We start from the raw sequence: 16,632 nt of genomic DNA on the forward strand, positions 1-16,632 counted from the left end.
CCAAAGTAGGCGGACCGCGCCCCCCGCTTGTCATGCGTACGGGTCGAAGGGGATACCCGAGGGCTTCGAGGCGGCGAGGTGGTACGGGAAGTCGCCGTCGTCGATCTTGAGGGTCGCCGAGCCGAAGTCCGCGCTGGTCAGCTTGTCGCGGTAGCCGGCCGGATAGCCGTTCCAGCCGACGAGCCGGGGGAAGAACCAGCTGCCGGTGGCGTTCTCCGCCGGTTCGTCGTTGCCGCCGGCGAAGCGGAAGCAGTGGGTCGAGATGCCGTCCTTGTGATAGACGATCTTCGGGTGGGTGCCGTCGAAGCGGACCGCCGAGCGGGCGGCCACCTGGTAGCCGCTGTGCTGGGACACCGACACGTACTGGACCTGGTCGTTGCTGACCCACACCACGACGTGCTCCCAGTCGTGCCGGTGTCCGATGGCCGCCGGGCCGAGCGTCGCCTGGTCCTTCTCGAAGTAGCTGGCGTACATCACGGCACACCAGCCGTTGTTGCACTTCGCGCGTGAGTAGGTGTTGGCGTTGGCCAGTTGGGCGGGGTCGTGGCACTTGCCGTTGACGTCGCCGCCGAGCTTGAGGCCGGGGTTGAGGGTGCCGTCGGCGCCGATCGCCGCGGTGGCGTAGCAGCCGTCGCGGTCGTAGTCGTACGCGGGGGAGAAGGTCTGCTCCAGGCCGTCGGCGTTCTGGGGGAGCAGGGTCAGCACGTCCGCGTGGGCGGTGGCCGGGACGGCCACGACGAACGTCAGCGCGCCGAACGCGCCGAGGAGCGCCTGGGCGAGGGGTCTGAACCGGAACTTCGACTCGGTCATCTTCGGGCCGCCTTGTCAGCAGTAGAGGTTGGCGCCCGGCGCGACGCCGAGGATCGAGGTGAACCGGTTGTAGGCGTCGACGCGGCTCTGTACCTGGGCCGGGTTCTTGCCGTCGCACTCCAGGGAGCCGTTGATGCTGCGGATCGTCTGCCCGAAGCCGGCCTGGTCGACCATGGCGTTGTGCGGGGTCATCGTGCCGGGCCCGGACTGGGTGTTCCAGTACCACAGGCCCGTCTTCCATGCCACGGCCGAGTCGTTCTGCACCAGCCAGGGGTTGCCCAGGAGGTCGATGCCGAGGGCGTCGCCCGCGGCCTTGTAGTTGAAGTTCCAGCTGAGCTGGATCGGTCCGCGGCCGTAGTAGGCGGCCTGGCCCGCCGGGCAGCCGTACGGGCGGCTCCAGTCGCAGTAGGTGGGGTAGTTGGCGGTGTTCTGCTCGACGATGTGGACCAGTCCGCCGGTCTCGTGGTTGACGTTGGCCAGGAACGCGGCCGCCTCCTGCTTCCTCACCGTGTCACTGCCGGTGCCCGCGAAGCCGGGGTAGGCGCTGAGGGCCGCGGTGAGGCCGCCGTAGGTGTAGAAGGAATTCCGGTTCGGGAACATCTGGTTGAACTGGGCCTCGGAGACGACGAACCCGGACGGCGTGGTGCCTCCGCCGCTCGCGGGCGCGTTCCACTTCTGGTTCGCCCCTCCGGAACAGGTCCAGAGCTGCAGCCGGGTGCCGTTGGCGCTGCTGTTGTCCCGGACGTCCAGGCACTTGTTCGCGGCCGGATTGACGATGTCGCGCGCCGCGGTGACCACCCACTGCTGGTTGGCGCCGCCCGAGCAGCCCCACAACTGGATGGCCGCGCCGTCGGCGGTGCCGCGGTCGACGACGTCCAGACACTTGCCGAGCGCGCGCAGGGTGCCGTCACCGGAGTTGGACCAGATCTGGGCACCTGTTCCGTTGCAGTCGTAGAGCTGTACGGCGGTGCCGTCGGCGCTGCTCGCGCCCGCGACGTCGACGCACTTGCCCGCGAGGCCGGTGATCGAGCCGGTGGCCGCCTGGGCGGGCGTCGCGGTGAAGGTGAACAGGGCGGCGAGGACGGCGAGGAGTGTGCCGAGGATCGTGAGCCGGGTGCGGGATCTTGTGCGATCGGAGAGGGGCATGGCTGAGGACGCTCCTGGGGTGTGTGGGGGTGAGTGCGTCGCAGGTGGCGGTGCTGACCCGTGAAGCTAAAGGTATGGACCAGTCGCGTCAAGAGTTGAAGTAAGTATTGAAGGAGGCGAGTTGAGGCGCCCGGGTCCGCCGTCGGCCCGGGCTGACCGGTCAGCCGAGTCCGCGGCAGTAGAGGGCGTCCGGCGTGCGGGAGGAGCCCACCCGGCCGGTGTACGCGATCCCGGCCGCGTACTCGTCGTCCGCGCACTGCCCCTTGTACCGGCCGTCCGCGAAGTCGCCGCCCTTGGGGCCCGCGCCCCTGTTGTCGCCCCGGTCGAACCAGACGGTACGACCGCTCGTACCGAGCCTTTCGGGCGGGGCGGCCGCGCACAGGGCGGTGGAGACGGCGGCACCGCGGACGCTGTACCCGATGAGGAACTGCCCGTCGGCGCACTGGAGTTTGGTGTACCCGGACGCCCAGTCCCGACCCGGCGTGACGTGCCGCTCGTCCACGACCACCTCGTGTCCGCCGGCCGGATCCCACAGGCCTCCGGTGGACACGTCCGAGCACAGCCCCCGGTTGCCGGTGTGGCTGAGTCCGAGCAGCCGCTGCCCGTCGGGGCAGACGGCCTTGCGGGCGCCGGAGTCCCAGTCGGGCCGCGCCCGCATCCGCCGTGACGCCACGAAGTCGCCGTGGTCGGGGCTGAGCATGGACCAGTCCGGTACGCGGGCCACCGCACCCGTCCGGCCCTCGGCCTCGATGAGCCGGGTCCAGGCGGCGGCCCGCCAGTCGTCCCCGTCGTACACGCCCATACGGCGGCCCTCGGCGTCCCAGTGCAGCAGCGCCCAGCCGTTGCCCTTGCGGTTCTCGTGCAGGCCGACGAGCGGCCAGTAGGCGAAGTCGGCGTCGGTGCGGATGAGTTGGTCCACGAAGTTCTCGAACCAGGCCCGCTGCTTCACACCCGTCTCGTCGCGTCCTCCGACGCCGAACTCGCTGATCCAGACGGGGGCGGTGAAGTGCCGGTCCTGCTCCGCCGTCACGAAGAAGGCCTGGCGGTTCAGGGTGCCGATCAGTTCGGCGGGGCCGAGGTCGCGGTAGCGGGGGTCGCTGGTCTCGCCCGTTCCGGTGGCGCCGCTGTGGTTCGGGCCGGTGTAGTCGTAGAAGTGGGCCGAGTACACGAGCTTGTCGGAGTCGACGAGGGTGTGCGACAGCCGGCGTACCGGCTCCAGGGTGGGGCGTTCGTGGGCGAGTCCGTCGACGGGGACGCCGGTCCAGTTGATGCCCTCGACGATGATCAGGAGGTCCGGGTTGGCCTCCGTGAGGATGCGGTCACCCACGCGCTGCGAGGCGGCGAACCAGTCGTGGTCGTCGCCGAGCCCCCAGTTGGGGTCGTCCCAGACGTTGCGGCGGACCTCGTTGTAGAGATCGGCGCCGACGACCCGCTTGTTGTGCTGGTAGCGGCGGGCCATGAACAGCCAGTCGCTCTCCCAGGCCGCGGCGGACCGACTCGTGTTCCAGCGTTCGTTGCCGTCGACACCGCAGCACCAACGGGTCGTGTTGGTGTGGTTGTTGAGGATCACGGCGAGGCCGGAGGCGGTGAGTGCGTCCACCACGGCGTCGTAGACCTGGAGCGGTGTTCTGCCGCGCAGGACGGGGTTGGCGGCGACGGACCCGTCCGTGACCGGACGGGTGTCGTGGATCATCTCGTTGGAGAAGGGCAGCCGGACGCTGTTGATCCCGATCTCCTGGAAACCGGCGATGATCTCGGCCATGGGCGCACGGTCCAGGCCGAGCGGCATCCGGCCGGAGTTCTCCCCGGCGTGGTGGTTCGCGTCGTCCTCCGTGCTGCCCGATCCGTTCCACGTGCCGCTGGCGCCGTGCCAGTTGCCGGAGCGCAGCTTGAAGCGGTCGCCGTCGGCGTCCACGATCCAGCGGCCCCGGGTGCTCAGCGGAGCCGTCCAGCCCGGTGCGGCCGCCGCTGCCTCGGGGGCGGTCGTCAGGGGTGTCATCAGGAGTACGGCGGCCAGTGCGGCCCTGACGAGGAATCCGAGCATGGCCACCATCCCGAGGACCGCGTCGACACTGCTGTTGTCATGGCAGCGTCATCATGGAGGGTGGCCCGGCATTGGTCCAGTCCTGGCGCGCCGCGGGTTGCCGTGGCGGGGCGGCGACCGGTGACTTCCGGCCGGTTGGCCTGTGCGCACCCGTCCCGCGACCGCGGCAGGCGAAGGCATGATGGCGTCGAGCGTGCGTTCCCCATGAACGGAGGCACACATGGACATCGGAATCGGCCTGCCCAACACGGTGCCCGGCACCGATCCCCAGTCCCTTCTCGACTGGGCCCGGCGGGCGGAAGAGGCCGGATTCAGCACCCTCGGCACCATCGGACGGCTGGTGTACGGCGGTTACGAGGAACTGATCGCCCTCACCGCCGCGGCCGCGGTGACCAGCCGGATACGGCTCACCACCAGCGTGCTGCTGGCGCCGCTCCATACGAACTCCGCCCTGCTCGCGAAGCAGGCCGCCTCGCTGGAGCGGATATCGGGCGGCCGTTTCGTCATCGGTGTGGGGCTGGGCGGCCGGGACGACGACTTCGCGGCCAGTGGCGTGTCCATGCAGGGCAGAGGCCGGCGCCTGGACGAGCAGCTCGCCGAGATGAAGCGCGTCTGGGCCGGAGAGGAGTACGGGTTCGCCGGACCGATCGGGCCCCGCACCGGGCGCGAGGGCGGCCCCGAACTCGTCCTGGGCGGTTCCACGGAGGCGAGCTTCCGGCGCGTCGCCGAGTTCGCCGACGGCTGGATCATGGGCGGCGGTTCGCCGGACACGTTCGCCGAGGCCGCGGCCGGTGTCGACGCCGCCTGGCAGAAGGCGGGGCGCGCGGGCACGCCGCGCAAGCTGTCGCTGGCCTACTTCGGGCTGGGCCCCGAAGCCCGCACGCAGGCGGACGCCTACCTGCTGGACTACTACGGCTTCCTCGGCGACTTCGCCCGGCAGATCGCGGACAGTGCCGCGGTGAGTGCCGAGATGGTCACGTCCTACGTCGACGCGTTCGCCGCCGGCGGCTGCGACGAACTCATCTTCGTCCCCACCGGATCGGGGCTCGACCAGATCGACCTGCTCGCCGAGGCGATCACCTGAGTCGGAGCAGGACGGTCAGCCGCACGGAGACGTCGTCACCGGCCGCGATGTGCTGCGGCTTGCGTACGGCGTTCTTGAGCGGCAGCAGATAGCGGCCGTCCTTGGGGAAGAGCGACGTCGTGAAGGCGGTCGCGCCGATGTGCGCCTCGACCGGGATCACCCCCCAGCCGTAGGAGGCCGTCGTCGCCACCTCGCGGATGTCGGCGGACTCGTCGTCCGGAACGGGGAGGAAGTAGTAGGGCGCCGGACCACGCCATTCGATGACGCGGCCGGTGAAGGAGAGCTCCATGAGGTCATTGTCCGGCCCGGAGCTCCCGGTGCAGCCGCCGGGTCCAGGGGTGGTCCCCGCTGAAGACGCGTGTGAAGAGGGGCAACAGCTCGGCGAGCCGGGTGTCCCCGGCCGACGGGTTCCGGTGGAGCCGGGTCAGCCGGCCCACGTGGAAGGCGTTGAGGAGGGTGTGCGGGTGTTCGTGGCCGAGGGCGGCGGTGCGGTCCTCGAGAAGGGTGGTGAACAGGCCCAGCGATTCCCGGGGTTCGCCCTCGGCCTCGGTCCAGCCCGCGATGTTGTGGCGTACGGCGAGGGTGTGCGGATGGGCCGGACCGTTGACCCGGTGCGCGTCGTCGAGCAGAGCGCGGCATTCGGCCAGGGCTTGGGCGCGGGCACCATGGGCTGCCGTCCAGTAGGCCGTGTTGTGGCGGGTCAGGAGGGTTTCCGAAGCCTCGGGGCCCAGGATCCGTTCGGTGTCGCGGTGGAGCTCGGCGTACCGCCGCGCGGCGTCCTGGGCGTCGCCCGTCTCGCCGGTCCAGCGGGCGAGATCGTCGCGCAGCAGCCGTAGGGCGCGGTGGTCGCGGTCGTCGAGGCGCTCCCGGTACACGTCCAGCAGGTCCTGGGTCCGCTGTCTGGCCTGCGGGGCCCGGCCGCACACGCCGGTCCAGTACGCGACACCGTGCCGTACGACGAGGGTGAACCAGGCGTCGTCCCCGAGCCGGGTACGGCAGTCCGCCTCCAGCCCGGTGAGCAGCCGCAACGCGGCGGGGGCGTTGCCCGCGGCGCCGATCGTGGACGCGTTCAGATGGCGCTCGCGCAGCAATGCCATGGAGCCCGCCCCCGCCCGGATCGTCGGCCGCGCTCCCAGAGTAGCCAGCGTCGTCGCACCCCAGAAGACGGACGTCCCCACCCGCGTCGGTGACCGCCTCGTGGACGCCCTCTTGACGTCCTCGCGCGGCCGATCGACACTCCAGATGGGAATCCTAGTGAACAGGTAGGGAAACATGAGGCGCCTTGAGTCGGCAGTCGGCCGAGTGAGCCGTACCTCTCGGCCGTCGCCTCTTCTGACCTCCCGCCGTCACATCGACCTGCAGCGCGTCTGCAGCGCGATCCGCCGGCTCGGCTGAGCCCGGCCCGTCCCCGAGCCTCGCCGCCGCATACCGGCGCACCCCCTGTCCTGGCCCGACGTCGCTTCCGCCGCGCGTACGTCCGCGCGCCCACACCCGGGGAGATCCATGTCCGTCACACCGCTCGCTCCCGCCTCGACCGCGCAGTCCACCGCCGCGTTCCGGGGCCGGATCGGCCGGGACGCGCGCAGCGGGCACTACGCCGTGCCGCGCCGCTACCGGCTGCATCTGTCGCCCGCCTGTCCGGACGGACTGCGCATCGCCGTCGTCCACAGCCTGCTCGGCCTCGACGACGCCTGTCCCGTGACGTTCCTCGACGCGATCCCCGACTGTCCCGACGGCGGCCACACGGCGCTGCGCCCCCTCTACGAGGCCAGCGCGCACCGGTACAAGGGCGCCGCCGTCGGCCCCGTGCTCAGCGACGACTGGTCGGGCCGCATCGTCAGCACCCATGCCCCGGACATCACCCGCGACCTCGCCCGCTTCGGCGGCGACCGCCCGGCGCTGTACCCGTGCGGCGCGGAGTCGGAGACCGAGGCCGTGGAACGGCTGTGCGCCCAGGGCATCGAGCGGGCCGCGCAGGAGGCCGGCACGGCGGGCACCGACCCGGACGCACGTGCCGCGGCGCTCGACACGCTGCTGGAGACCCTGGCCTCGCTGGAGAACTGGCTCACCGGACGGGAGTACCTGATCCGGGATCAGATCACCGCCGCAGACGTCGAGTTGTGGGTCACGCTGGTCCAGCTCGACACCGTGCACCGCCATCACCTGGACGCCTCCGCCGTGCAGCGGATCGCCGCCCACCCCGCACTGTGGGCGTACGCCCGCCGGCTGGCGGCCCACCCCGCCTTCGGCGCGCACCTCGACCTCGACGGCATCGCCCGTCGCCACCACGCCCACTGCCGTGGCCTGGAGGCCGCGGGATCGGCCGTGCAGATCCTGGACTGGGCGGCGCACGCCGCGCGGACCCGCTAGGCGTTCCACCTGGTGGACCGGCGTTGACAGACGCTCGGACAACTGGCTTCACTTACGGCACTCTTGACGCAGAAGGGCCCTGGCGGCCCCTGAGAACGATGACGGTGACGGACATGTACGCAGCTCCCAGGACGGCCACGCGCCGTACCTCGAGCTGCGTACCGCCGTACGCGAATCTCCTTGTCGCCGATCGCTCCGTCGACCTCCTGCGCGTGAACAGCGCACTGTGTACCGCACCGGGCCGAGCCCGCTGTCGGGGCTGACGTCCCCCTCCGCAGCCCCCGCGTTCCCGACGAACACCGCCCGCGCGGTGTGCCGTTGTCCGCCCAGCCCCCGGTTCCCGTGCGTCCCCGTGTGCCACGACCCGCCGTAGAGCGGCCGTCGTAGCCGCGTTCCGTGCGCCCGTGTCCGGGGATCCGAACCCGCCGGAGCCCCTCATGAGTGAACCCCCAGGCGCCGCCGTCTCCGTCACGGAGCCACCGCCGATCGCCGACAGACCGTCAAAACAGCTGACCGCACAGCGGGTTCTGCCGCTGCGGCACCCCGGACGCTGGATCGCCACCGCCGTCGTCCTGGTCCTCACGGCCCAGTTCGTGCACGGCCTGGTGTCCAACCCCTTCTACCAGTGGGACCGGTTCGGCTACTGGTTCCTGCGGCCGACGATCCTCGACGGGCTGCTGATCACCCTCGAAGTCACCGCCTACAGCGCGGTGCTGGGCCTCCTCGGCGGTGTCGTCCTCGCGCTGGCCCGGCTCTCGAAGAGCCCTGTCCTGCGGGCGGTCAGCTGGATCTACATCTGGACGTTCCGCTCCATACCGCTGATCGTCATCCTGCTCTTCCTCTACAACTTCAGCGCCCTGTACCAGACGCTCAGCGTGGGCGTCCCCTTCGGGCCCGCCTTCTTCACCTTCGACGAGTCCCGGCTCGCCACCGACATGGCCGTCGCCGTCGTCGGTCTGAGCCTGAACCAGGCGGCGTACGCCGCCGAGGCGGTCCGCGGCGGCATCCTCTCCGTCGACCAGGGCCAGCACGAGGCGGCCGCCGCACTCGGGCTGCCCAAGGGCTACCAGTTCCGCAAGGTCGTCTTCCCGCAGGCCCTGCGCTCCATCACGCCGAACTACGTCAACCAGCTCATCGACCTGGTCAAGGCCACCTCGCTGGTGTTCTACGTCTCGCTGCTCGACCTGTTCGGCGCAGCCCAGACCATGGGCGCCACCTACCCCGGCGACATCGTGCCGCTGCTGCTGGTCGTCACCGTCTGGTACCTCATCCTGACCACGGTCGTCTCCGTCATCCAGTTCTACGTCGAGCGGTACTTCGCCCGGGGCGCCACCCGCACCCTGCCGCCGACCCCGTTGCAGAAGCTGCGCACCGCCCTCACCGACCTGCGCGCCCGTATCCGCAGGGAGGCCGCCGTATGACCACCGCGACCGTCAAGGCCGTGCCCGCCGCCGTCGAGGTCCACGACGTGCACAAGTGGTACGGGACCCACCGGGTCCTGGACGGCGTCGACCTGAGCGTGCGGCCCGGCGAGGTCACCGTGATCCTCGGCCCGTCCGGCTCCGGCAAGTCCACCCTGCTCCGGGTCGTCAACCACCTGGAGAAGCCGGAGATCGGCCACGTCAGCATCAACGGCGAACTGATCGGCGTACGCCGGCACGGCGACCGGCTCAAGGAGCTGAGCGAGCGTGCCATCCTCGCCCAGCGCAGCAGGATCGGGTTCGTCTTCCAGAACTTCAACCTCTTCCCGCACCTGACCGTCCTGGAGAACGTCGCCGCGGCCCCGGCGGCCACCGGACAGCTCGACCGGACCGCGGCCCGGCAACTCGCCCGCGAACTCCTGGACCGGGTCGGCCTCGCCGACAAGGGGGCCGCCTATCCGCGGCAGCTGTCCGGCGGACAGCAGCAGCGCGTGGCCATCGCCCGCGCCCTCGCGCTGCGGCCCGGCGTCATCCTCTTCGACGAGCCCACCTCCGCCCTCGACCCCGAACTCGTCGGCGAGGTCCTCGCCGTCATCAAGGACCTCGCGAAGAGCGGCACCACCCTGGTGATCGTCACCCACGAGATCGGCTTCGCCCGGGAGATCGCCGACCGGGTCGTCTTCATCGACGACGGCCGGATCGTCGAACAGGGCCCGCCCGCCGAGGTCCTGGACAGGCCGCGGCACGAGCGGACCCGGGACTTCCTCAGCAAGGTGCTCTGAACCGCGAGGCGTTCTGACACGCCGTGTCCTGACACACGGTGCGCTGAGCACCGCCCACGACTTCCCCCCACGGCATCACCCTCACCACCCGCTCCCAGCCACAAAGGACAGTCATGCCTACCCAGTTCTCCCGACGCAGCCTGATACGGGGCATCACCGCGGCCACCGCCGCCGTCACCCTCGCCGCCGGGCTCGCCGCCTGCGGGGGCGAGAGTGACGCCGCGACCAAGACCTCCGACACCGCCGGCACGGTGACCGTGGGCCGGCTCTCCAACGGCGCGGCCACCGAGACCGCCCTGAAGGTCGCCGAGGTGAAGTCCATCAGCTCCCTGCTGCCCGACGACATCAAGAAGAGCGGCAAGCTGGTCATCGGGTCCGGCACCCTGCCCTCCGGCAGCCCGCCGCTCGGCTTCATCGGCAGCGACCAGAAGTCGCTCACCGGTTCCGAGATCGACCTCGCCCGCCTGGTCTCCGCCGTCCTCGGGCTCGAGCCGCAGGTGCGGCGCTCGACGTGGGAGAACCTGTTCATCGGCCTCGACAGCGGCAAGGTCGACGTGGCCTTCTCCAACGTCACCGACACCGAGGAGCGCAAGCAGAAGTACGAGTTCGCCTCCTACCGCAAGGACGATCTCGCGTTCGAGGTGAAGAAGGACGACACCTGGAACTTCGACAACAACTACGAGAACCTCGCCGGCAAGACGGTCTCCGTCAGCAACGGCACCAACCAGGAGAAGCTCCTCCTGGAGTGGAAGGCCAAGCTGGAGAAGGAGGGCAAGAAGCTCACCGTCAAGTACTTCCAGGAGACCAACAGCCTCTACCTGGCGCTGAACAGCGGCAAGATCGACGCCTACTTCGGCCCCAGCCCGAGCCTGTCCTACCACGCGACGCAGACGGCCAAAACGCCTCAGGCGACCCGTGTCGCGGGCCAGTTCTCGGGTGCCGGTGAGAGCCTTCAGGGGCTGATCGCCGCGACCGCCAAGAAGGACAGCGGCCTCGCGAAGCCGCTCGCCGCAGCCATCAACCACCTGATCGAGAACGGTCAGTACGCGAAGTGGCTCAAGGCCTGGAACCTCTCGGGCGAGGCTGTCGCCACGTCCGAGGTCAACCCGCCCGGGCTGCCGCTCACCAACTCGTGATCATCCGTCAGAACGCGCTGTGAGAAAGGCCGTCGTGGTCCACCAGATCGCCCTCGGAACCCGTCTCCTGGACAACCCCGTCTGGGCAGCCCTGGACGGACCGCACGCGGCCTTCGCCGAACGGGTCGGCCGGGCGGCGCGCTATCCGGCGGACGTGTACGCGTTCGCCGCGCTCGCCGACCTGGCGGATCCGGCCGCCTGGAGTGACCTGCACAGCCTCCTCGGCCCGGCAACCACCGCACGCGTGAAGGGAGTCGAGACCGTCCCCGACGGATGGGACGTCGTCGGCGGCGGCCAGGGCGTCCAGCTCGTCGACACCCACCTGCGGGCCGAACCCGCCCCGGAGGCCGTACGGCTCGGCCCCGACGACGTACCCGACATCCTGGACCTGGTCGCCCGCACCCGACCAGGACCCTTCCTCGCCCGCACCGTCCACCTCGGCACCTACCTCGGCATCCGGCACCACGGCAGGCTCGTCGCCCTGGCCGGCGAACGGCTCCACCTGCCCGGCTGGACCGAGATCAGCGCCGTCTGCACCGACCCGGCACACCGTGGCCGCGGCCTCGGCACCCGTCTGGTGCGGGCGGTCGCGGCGGGCATCAGGGAACGCGGGCAGACCCCGTTCCTGCACGCCGCCGCGAACAACGCCACCGCGATCCGGCTGTACGAGTCGATCGGCTTCACCCTGCGCCGCCGCACGACCATCCTCCAGGTGCGCACGCCGGGAACAGATGCCCGGGCGAGGGCGTTGTGAGTCGGGACGAGACACGCACCACCAGGGCGGGAGGCGGGGACGTGCGGCGCATCGACCGACTCCTTCTGCACTCCCGTCCCTACATCGACCTCCAGCGTGTCGCCGGCGCTCTCTGTCGCCCCTGACCTCCTTCTCCGCCACCGTGCCCTGAGTGCCGCATGCCCGGGCCGGTGATCTCGTACGGATCTCCAGGAAGGCACCCACTCGTGTCCCCTTCTTCCTCCCTGCACCTCGCCGTGGCCCTCGACGGCACCGGCTGGCACCCGGCCTCCTGGCGTGAGCCGGTGGCCCGCCCCCGGGACGTGTTCACCGCCGCCTACTGGGCCGACCTGGTCGCCGAGGCCGAGCGCGGCCTGCTCGACTTCGTGACCTTCGAGGACGGCCTCGGCCTGCAGTCGTCGGTCTTCGGTGAGCTGGACGGCCGCACCGACCAGGTCCGCGGCCGTCTGGACGCCGTACTCATCGCCTCCCGCGTCGCGCCCCTGACCCGGCACATAGGGCTGGTGCCGACCGTGATCGCCACCCACACCGAGCCGTTCCACATCTCCAAGGCGATCGCCACCCTGGACTACGTCAGTACCGGCCGGGCCGGGCTGCGCGTGCAGATCTCGCCCCGCCCCGACGAGGCCGACCACTTCGGGCGCCGCACCGTCCCGCCGCTGAGCCTGGCCGAGCTCCAGAGCCCCGCCGGACAGGAACTCGTCAGCGACCTCTTCGACGAGGCCGCCGAATATGTCGAGGCCGTCCGCCGGCTCTGGGACAGCTGGGAGGACGACGCGGAGATCCGGGACGTCGCCACCGGCCGCTTCATCGACCGCGACAAGCTGCACTACATCGACTTCGAGGGCAAGCACTTCAGCGTCAAGGGCCCCTCCATCACCCCGCGCCCGCCGCAGGGCCAGCCCCTGGTCAGCGCCCTCGCGCACCAGACCGTCCCGTACCGGCTGGTGGCCCGCCAGGCCGACATCGGCTACGTCACCCCGCACGACACCGACCAGGCCCGGGCGATCGTCGCCGAGATCCGCGCCGAACAGGACAGGGCCGGCCGCGCCGACCAACCCCTGCACATCTTCGGGGACCTGGTGGTCTTCCTCGACGACGACCCCACGGCCGCCGCGGCACGCCGTGAGCGCCTCGACGCCGCCGCGGGAGAACCGTACGAGAGCGACGCCCGCGTCTTCACCGGCACCCCGGCCCAACTCGCCAACCTGCTCCAGGAGTTGCAGTCCGCCGGGCTGACCGGCTTCCGGCTGCGCCCCGCCGTCCTCGGCCACGACCTCCCGGCCATCACCCAGGGCCTGGTCCCCGAACTCCAGCGCCGCGAAGCCTTCCGCGACGCCTACGAGGCCGACACCCTGCGCGGTCTGCTGGGCCTCGCCCGCCCCGCCAACCGCTACGCCGCCTGAGCCGGAAGGACCCCGCAGAGCCATGACCAAGCCGCTGAAGCAGATCCATCTGGCCGCCCACTTCCCGGGCGTCAACAACACCACCGTGTGGAGCGACCCCGAGGCCGGCAGTCACATCGAGTTCAGCTCCTTCGCCCACTTCGCGCAGACCGCCGAACGCGCCAAGTTCGACTTCCTGTTCCTCGCCGAGGGACTCAGGCTGCGCGAACAGGGCGGGAAGATCTACGACCTGGACGTCGTCGGCCGCCCCGACACCTTCACCGTCCTCGCCGCGCTCGCCGCCGTCACCGACCGCCTCGGCCTGACCGGCACCATCAACTCCACCTTCAACGAGCCCTACGAGGTGGCCCGGCAGTTCGCCAGCCTCGACCACCTCTCCGGCGGCCGCGCCGCCTGGAACGTGGTCACCTCCTGGGACGCCTTCACCGGCGAGAACTTCCGCCGCGGCGGCTTCCTCCCGCAGGAGGAGCGCTACTCCCGCGCGAAGGAGTTCCTGGCCACCGCGAACGAGCTCTTCGACTCGTGGCAGGGCGACGAGATTCTCGCCGACCAGGCCTCGGGGCAGTTCCTGCGGGACGCCAAGGCCGGCTCCTTCGTCCACACCGGTCAGCACTTCGACATCCACGGCCAGTTCAACGTCCCCCGCTCCCCGCAGGGCCGCCCGGTCATCTTCCAGGCGGGCGACTCGGAAGAGGGCCGCGAGTTCGCCGCGTCGAGCGCCGACGCCATCTTCAGCCGGTACGCCACGCTGGACGCAGGCCAGGACTTCTACCAGGACGTCAAGAAGCGCCTCGCCAAGTACGGCCGCCGCCACGACCAGTTGCTGATCCTGCCCGCCGCGAGCTTCGTCCTCGGCGACACCGACGAGGAGGCCGAGGAACTCGCCAAGCAGGTGCGCCGCCAGCAGGTCAGCGGGGCCACCGCCCTCAAGCACCTGGAGTTCGTCTGGAACCGGGACCTCTCCTCGTACGACCCGGAGGGCCCGCTCCCCGACATCGACCCGGACGTCAGCGGCGACCACATCGCCAAGGGCCGCGCCCAGGTCCGTATGTACCGCGACCCGCTGGCCACCGCCCGTGAATGGCGCGAGCTCGCCGCCGCCAACAACTGGTCCATCCGTGACCTCGTCATCGAGTCGGGCAACCGGCAGAACTTCGTCGGCTCCCCGGCGACGGTCGCGAAGACCATCAACGACTACGTCCAGGCCGACGCGAGCGACGGGTTCATCCTGGTCCCGCACATCACCCCGACCGGCCTCGACGTCTTCGCCGACAAGGTCGTCCCGCTGCTCCAGGAGCAGGGCGTCTTCCGCACCGAGTACGAGGGCACGACCCTGCGCGACCACCTCGGCCTCGCCCATCCGGACGAGACCTCGGGCGAGCAGCGGGTGGCCTCGTGAAGTTCCTCGCCATCACGCTGATCGTGCACCGGCCGGACCCGGTCACGGGCGTGCGGAAGTCGACGCACGACCGGTTCCGTGAAGTGCTCGACAACGCCGTGCTGGCCGAGGAGTTGGGCTTCGACGGCTTCGGGGTGGGGGAGCGGCACGAGCGGCCGTTCATCTCCTCCTCGCCGACCGTCGTCCTCAGCCACATCGCCGCCCTGACCCGGCGCATCAGGCTCTTCACGGCGGTCACGACCCTGAGCCTGCTCGACCCCGTGCGCGCCTACGAGGACTACGCCACCCTCGACCATCTCTCCGGGGGCCGCCTCGACCTGATCATCGGCAAGGGCAACGGCGCCGCCCAGCGTGAGCTGTTCCAGGTCACACCGGAGGACCAGTGGGACCGCAACGCCGAGAGCTACGAGGTCTTCCGGAAGATCTGGCGCCAGGACAAGGTCACCGCCAAGACCCGTTTCCGGCCGGAGCTGACGGACGCGGAGGTATGGCCGAGGCCGTACCAGCGGCCGATCCGGGTCTGGCACGGCAGCGCCACCAGCAGGGAGTCGGTGGACCTCGCGGCACGGTACGGCGACCCGCTGTTCTCGGCGAACGTCACCCACCCCATCGAGCCGTACGCCGAGTTGATCCGCCACTACCGTGAGCGCTGGGAGCACTACGGGCACGACCCCGCGCGGATCGCGGTCGGCGCCGGGACGGCCGGGCTCCTGGTGACGCCCACCTCCCAGGAGGCGTTGAAGATCTACCGGCCGATCTTCGAGTCGACCCTGGCGTTCCAGAAGCAGTTCGGTCTGCCGGTCGTCTTCGAGACCGTCGAGGACTTCATCGAGCGCAGTTCCGCACTGATCGGCAGCCCGCAGCAGATCGTCGACAAAGTGCGGCGCTACCACGAGCAGTTCGGTCACACGGTGCTCCATCTGCACGCGGACGCCAGCGGGTTGACGGACACTCAGCACCGGGACTCGCTGGAGCTGTTCCAGTCCGAGGTCGCCCCGGTGCTGCGGCGCGACATCCCGGACCCGCCGTTCCCCTGGGAACCCGTACGGGAGGAGTCCGCCCATGCCTGAGATCCCCCTCGGCGTCCTGGACCTGGTCCCCGTCCCGAGCGGCTCCACCGCCGCCGACGCCCTGCGCAACTCCATCGACCTCGCCCGGCAGGCCGAGCGGTTCGGCTACGCCCGCCACTGGTTCGCCGAGCACCACCTCAACCCGGGCGTGGCCGGCACGTCACCGGCGGTCGTCCTCGCCCTGACGGCCGCCGCGACCTCCACGATCCGGCTCGGCTCCGGCGCCGTCCAGCTCGGCCACCGCACCGCGCTGAACACGGTCGAGGAGTTCGGTCTGCTCGACGCCCTGCACCCGGGCCGTTTCGACCTGGGCCTGGGCCGCTCGGGCGGCGGACCACCGGCGGAGAAGCCGGCCACCCCCTCCGAGACCGCGGGCCGGGCCCCGAACGGCCTGCTCATCCCGCCCCGTTTCTCCTTCGCCCGCCTCCTCGGCTCGCCCCGGATAGCCCTCCAGCGCAAGCTCCTCCTGCTGCCCGGTGCCGAGTCGCAGGACTACGCCGAGCAGATCGACGACATCCTCGCCCTGCTGGCCGGCACCTACCGCTCCCCGGAGGGCATCGAGGCACACGTGGTGCCCGGCGAGGGAGCCGACGTCGAGCTGTGGATCCTGGGCAGCAGCGGCGGCACGAGCGCCGAGACGGCGGGCGCGCGGGGCCTGCGGTTCGCGGCGAACTACCACGTCAGCCCGGCCACCGTCCTGGAGGCCGTGGACGGCTACCGGTCCTTCTTCGAGCCCTCCGAGACCCTCGACAAGCCGTACGTCAGCGTCTCGGCCGACGTCGTCGTCGCCGAGGACGACGAGAGCGCCCGTGAACTGGCCACCGGCTACGGCCCGTGGGTCCGCAGCATCCGCACCGCCGAGGGCGCCATCCCGTTCCCGACGCCGGACGAGGCCCGCGCCCACGCCTGGACCGACGAGGACCGGGAGCTGGTGCAGGACCGCCTCGACACCCAGTTCGTCGGCTCCCCGGCCACGGTCGCAGACCGCCTCGAACAGCTCCAGGAGGCCACGGACGCCGACGAGTTGCTCATCACCACCATCACCCACGGCCACACCGACCGGGTGCGCTCCTACGAACTGCTCGCCGAGGAGTGGCGCCGGCGAGGTCACTCCACCCGGTCGAGCTGACGCCCGGCCCGGCCACACTTCCGGCGGTCCTCGGACCGCCGGAAGCAAGGGAGTTGACGGCGGAGACGGTACGCCGACGGC

17 protein-coding genes are annotated in these 16,632 nt (G+C 70.8%); 12 read left to right on the forward strand and 5 right to left on the reverse strand.

Features of this window, described 5'->3' with window-relative positions; genetic code table 11:
• Positions 1-30: 30 nt before the first annotated feature.
• From OG381_RS40010 to OG381_RS40020, 3 genes are all read right to left on the reverse strand, one after another.
• Positions 31-810, reverse strand: coding sequence for an NPP1 family protein (locus tag OG381_RS40010; RefSeq protein WP_327720856.1), 780 nt, complete (start codon positions 808-810; stop codon positions 31-33).
• Between the two features lie 15 nt (positions 811-825).
• Positions 826-1,956: a glycoside hydrolase family 19 protein gene (locus OG381_RS40015; protein WP_327720857.1), complete on the reverse strand. Its 1,131-nt coding sequence runs from the start codon at positions 1,954-1,956 to the stop codon at positions 826-828.
• Positions 1,957-2,116: 160 nt separating this feature from the next.
• Positions 2,117-4,000, reverse strand: coding sequence for a glycoside hydrolase family 5 protein (locus tag OG381_RS40020; RefSeq protein ID WP_327720858.1), 1,884 nt, complete (start codon positions 3,998-4,000; stop codon positions 2,117-2,119).
• A gap of 220 nt (positions 4,001-4,220) precedes the next feature.
• Here OG381_RS40020 and OG381_RS40025 point away from each other — a divergent pair, with 220 nt between their 5' ends.
• Positions 4,221-5,084 (forward strand): LLM class flavin-dependent oxidoreductase, encoded by an 864-nt coding sequence (locus OG381_RS40025; RefSeq protein ID WP_327720859.1) that lies wholly within the window; start codon positions 4,221-4,223, stop codon positions 5,082-5,084.
• On the opposite strand, the gene OG381_RS40030 is transcribed toward OG381_RS40025, so the two are convergent.
• The gene (locus tag OG381_RS40030; RefSeq protein WP_327720860.1) at positions 5,077-5,373 is read right to left on the reverse strand and encodes a DUF1905 domain-containing protein; all 297 of its coding nucleotides are present in this window, start codon (positions 5,371-5,373) and stop codon (positions 5,077-5,079) included. The genes OG381_RS40025 and OG381_RS40030 overlap by 8 nt on opposite strands.
• 4 nt (positions 5,374-5,377) lie before the next feature.
• Complete coding sequence (locus OG381_RS40035) at positions 5,378-6,181, reverse strand: hypothetical protein (protein WP_327720861.1); 804 nt, start codon at positions 6,179-6,181, stop codon at positions 5,378-5,380.
• Positions 6,182-6,356: 175 nt separating this feature from the next.
• Here OG381_RS40035 and OG381_RS40040 point away from each other — a divergent pair, with 175 nt between their 5' ends.
• The 11 genes from OG381_RS40040 to OG381_RS40090 all read left to right on the forward strand — a co-directional run bounded on the left by OG381_RS40040 (position 6,357) and on the right by OG381_RS40090 (position 16,551).
• On the forward strand, positions 6,357-6,479 hold the full coding sequence (locus OG381_RS40040) for a putative leader peptide (protein WP_323185116.1): 123 nt from the start codon (positions 6,357-6,359) through the stop codon (positions 6,477-6,479).
• Positions 6,480-6,587: 108 nt separating this feature from the next.
• A complete protein-coding gene (locus OG381_RS40045) occupies positions 6,588-7,454 on the forward strand; it encodes a glutathione S-transferase C-terminal domain-containing protein (RefSeq protein ID WP_327720862.1) in 867 nt (288 codons plus the stop codon).
• A 437-nt stretch (positions 7,455-7,891) separates the two neighbouring features.
• The gene (locus tag OG381_RS40050) at positions 7,892-8,875 is read left to right on the forward strand and encodes an amino acid ABC transporter permease (RefSeq protein ID WP_327720863.1); all 984 of its coding nucleotides are present in this window, start codon (positions 7,892-7,894) and stop codon (positions 8,873-8,875) included.
• Positions 8,872-9,657, forward strand: a complete 786-nt coding sequence (locus OG381_RS40055; RefSeq protein ID WP_327720864.1) for an amino acid ABC transporter ATP-binding protein — start codon at positions 8,872-8,874, stop codon at positions 9,655-9,657. The genes OG381_RS40050 and OG381_RS40055 overlap by 4 nt, the downstream gene beginning before the upstream one ends.
• 113 nt (positions 9,658-9,770) lie before the next feature.
• Positions 9,771-10,793, forward strand: coding sequence for an ABC transporter substrate-binding protein (locus OG381_RS40060; RefSeq protein ID WP_327720865.1), 1,023 nt, complete (start codon positions 9,771-9,773; stop codon positions 10,791-10,793).
• A gap of 19 nt (positions 10,794-10,812) precedes the next feature.
• Entirely contained in the window at positions 10,813-11,547 is a 735-nt protein-coding gene (locus OG381_RS40065; RefSeq protein WP_327720866.1) for a GNAT family N-acetyltransferase, read from the forward strand.
• A gap of 41 nt (positions 11,548-11,588) precedes the next feature.
• Positions 11,589-11,672 carry a putative leader peptide gene (locus tag OG381_RS40070; RefSeq protein WP_327722680.1) on the forward strand — a complete coding sequence of 28 codons (84 nt, stop codon included), beginning with the start codon at positions 11,589-11,591 and terminating at the stop codon, positions 11,670-11,672.
• Between the two features lie 33 nt (positions 11,673-11,705).
• Positions 11,706-12,953: an LLM class flavin-dependent oxidoreductase gene (locus OG381_RS40075; protein WP_327720867.1), complete on the forward strand. Its 1,248-nt coding sequence runs from the start codon at positions 11,706-11,708 to the stop codon at positions 12,951-12,953.
• A gap of 22 nt (positions 12,954-12,975) precedes the next feature.
• On the forward strand, positions 12,976-14,352 hold the full coding sequence (locus OG381_RS40080) for an NtaA/DmoA family FMN-dependent monooxygenase (RefSeq protein WP_327720868.1): 1,377 nt from the start codon (positions 12,976-12,978) through the stop codon (positions 14,350-14,352).
• Positions 14,349-15,422: an LLM class flavin-dependent oxidoreductase gene (locus OG381_RS40085; RefSeq protein ID WP_327720869.1), complete on the forward strand. Its 1,074-nt coding sequence runs from the start codon at positions 14,349-14,351 to the stop codon at positions 15,420-15,422. The genes OG381_RS40080 and OG381_RS40085 overlap by 4 nt, the downstream gene beginning before the upstream one ends.
• Positions 15,415-16,551, forward strand: a complete 1,137-nt coding sequence (locus OG381_RS40090) for an LLM class flavin-dependent oxidoreductase (RefSeq protein ID WP_327720870.1) — start codon at positions 15,415-15,417, stop codon at positions 16,549-16,551. Before OG381_RS40085 ends, OG381_RS40090 begins: the two co-directional genes overlap by 8 nt.
• Positions 16,552-16,632 lie beyond the last annotated feature (81 nt).

Origin of the sequence: Streptomyces sp. NBC_00490, from assembly GCF_036013645.1 — a bacterium.
In the GTDB taxonomy this organism is placed as follows: domain Bacteria; phylum Actinomycetota; class Actinomycetes; order Streptomycetales; family Streptomycetaceae; genus Streptomyces; species Streptomyces canus_F.

Coding starts and splice junctions, on each gene's coding strand:
- OG381_RS40090 (WP_327720870.1), top strand. CDS start 15,415: ATGCCTGAGATCCCCCTCGGCGTCCTGGACCTGGTCCCCGTCCCGAGC.
- OG381_RS40080 (WP_327720868.1), top strand. CDS start 12,976: ATGACCAAGCCGCTGAAGCAGATCCATCTGGCCGCCCACTTCCCGGGC.
- OG381_RS40025 (WP_327720859.1), top strand. CDS start 4,221: ATGGACATCGGAATCGGCCTGCCCAACACGGTGCCCGGCACCGATCCC.
- OG381_RS40050 (WP_327720863.1), top strand. CDS start 7,892: ATGAGTGAACCCCCAGGCGCCGCCGTCTCCGTCACGGAGCCACCGCCG.
- OG381_RS40045 (WP_327720862.1), top strand. CDS start 6,588: ATGTCCGTCACACCGCTCGCTCCCGCCTCGACCGCGCAGTCCACCGCC.
- OG381_RS40035 (WP_327720861.1), bottom strand. CDS start 6,181: ATGGCATTGCTGCGCGAGCGCCATCTGAACGCGTCCACGATCGGCGCC.
- OG381_RS40075 (WP_327720867.1), top strand. CDS start 11,706: ATGCCCGGGCCGGTGATCTCGTACGGATCTCCAGGAAGGCACCCACTC.
- OG381_RS40010 (WP_327720856.1), bottom strand. CDS start 810: ATGACCGAGTCGAAGTTCCGGTTCAGACCCCTCGCCCAGGCGCTCCTC.
- OG381_RS40030 (WP_327720860.1), bottom strand. CDS start 5,373: ATGGAGCTCTCCTTCACCGGCCGCGTCATCGAATGGCGTGGTCCGGCG.
- OG381_RS40020 (WP_327720858.1), bottom strand. CDS start 4,000: ATGCTCGGATTCCTCGTCAGGGCCGCACTGGCCGCCGTACTCCTGATG.
- OG381_RS40060 (WP_327720865.1), top strand. CDS start 9,771: ATGCCTACCCAGTTCTCCCGACGCAGCCTGATACGGGGCATCACCGCG.
- OG381_RS40055 (WP_327720864.1), top strand. CDS start 8,872: ATGACCACCGCGACCGTCAAGGCCGTGCCCGCCGCCGTCGAGGTCCAC.
- OG381_RS40015 (WP_327720857.1), bottom strand. CDS start 1,956: ATGCCCCTCTCCGATCGCACAAGATCCCGCACCCGGCTCACGATCCTC.
- OG381_RS40040 (WP_323185116.1), top strand. CDS start 6,357: ATGAGGCGCCTTGAGTCGGCAGTCGGCCGAGTGAGCCGTACCTCTCGG.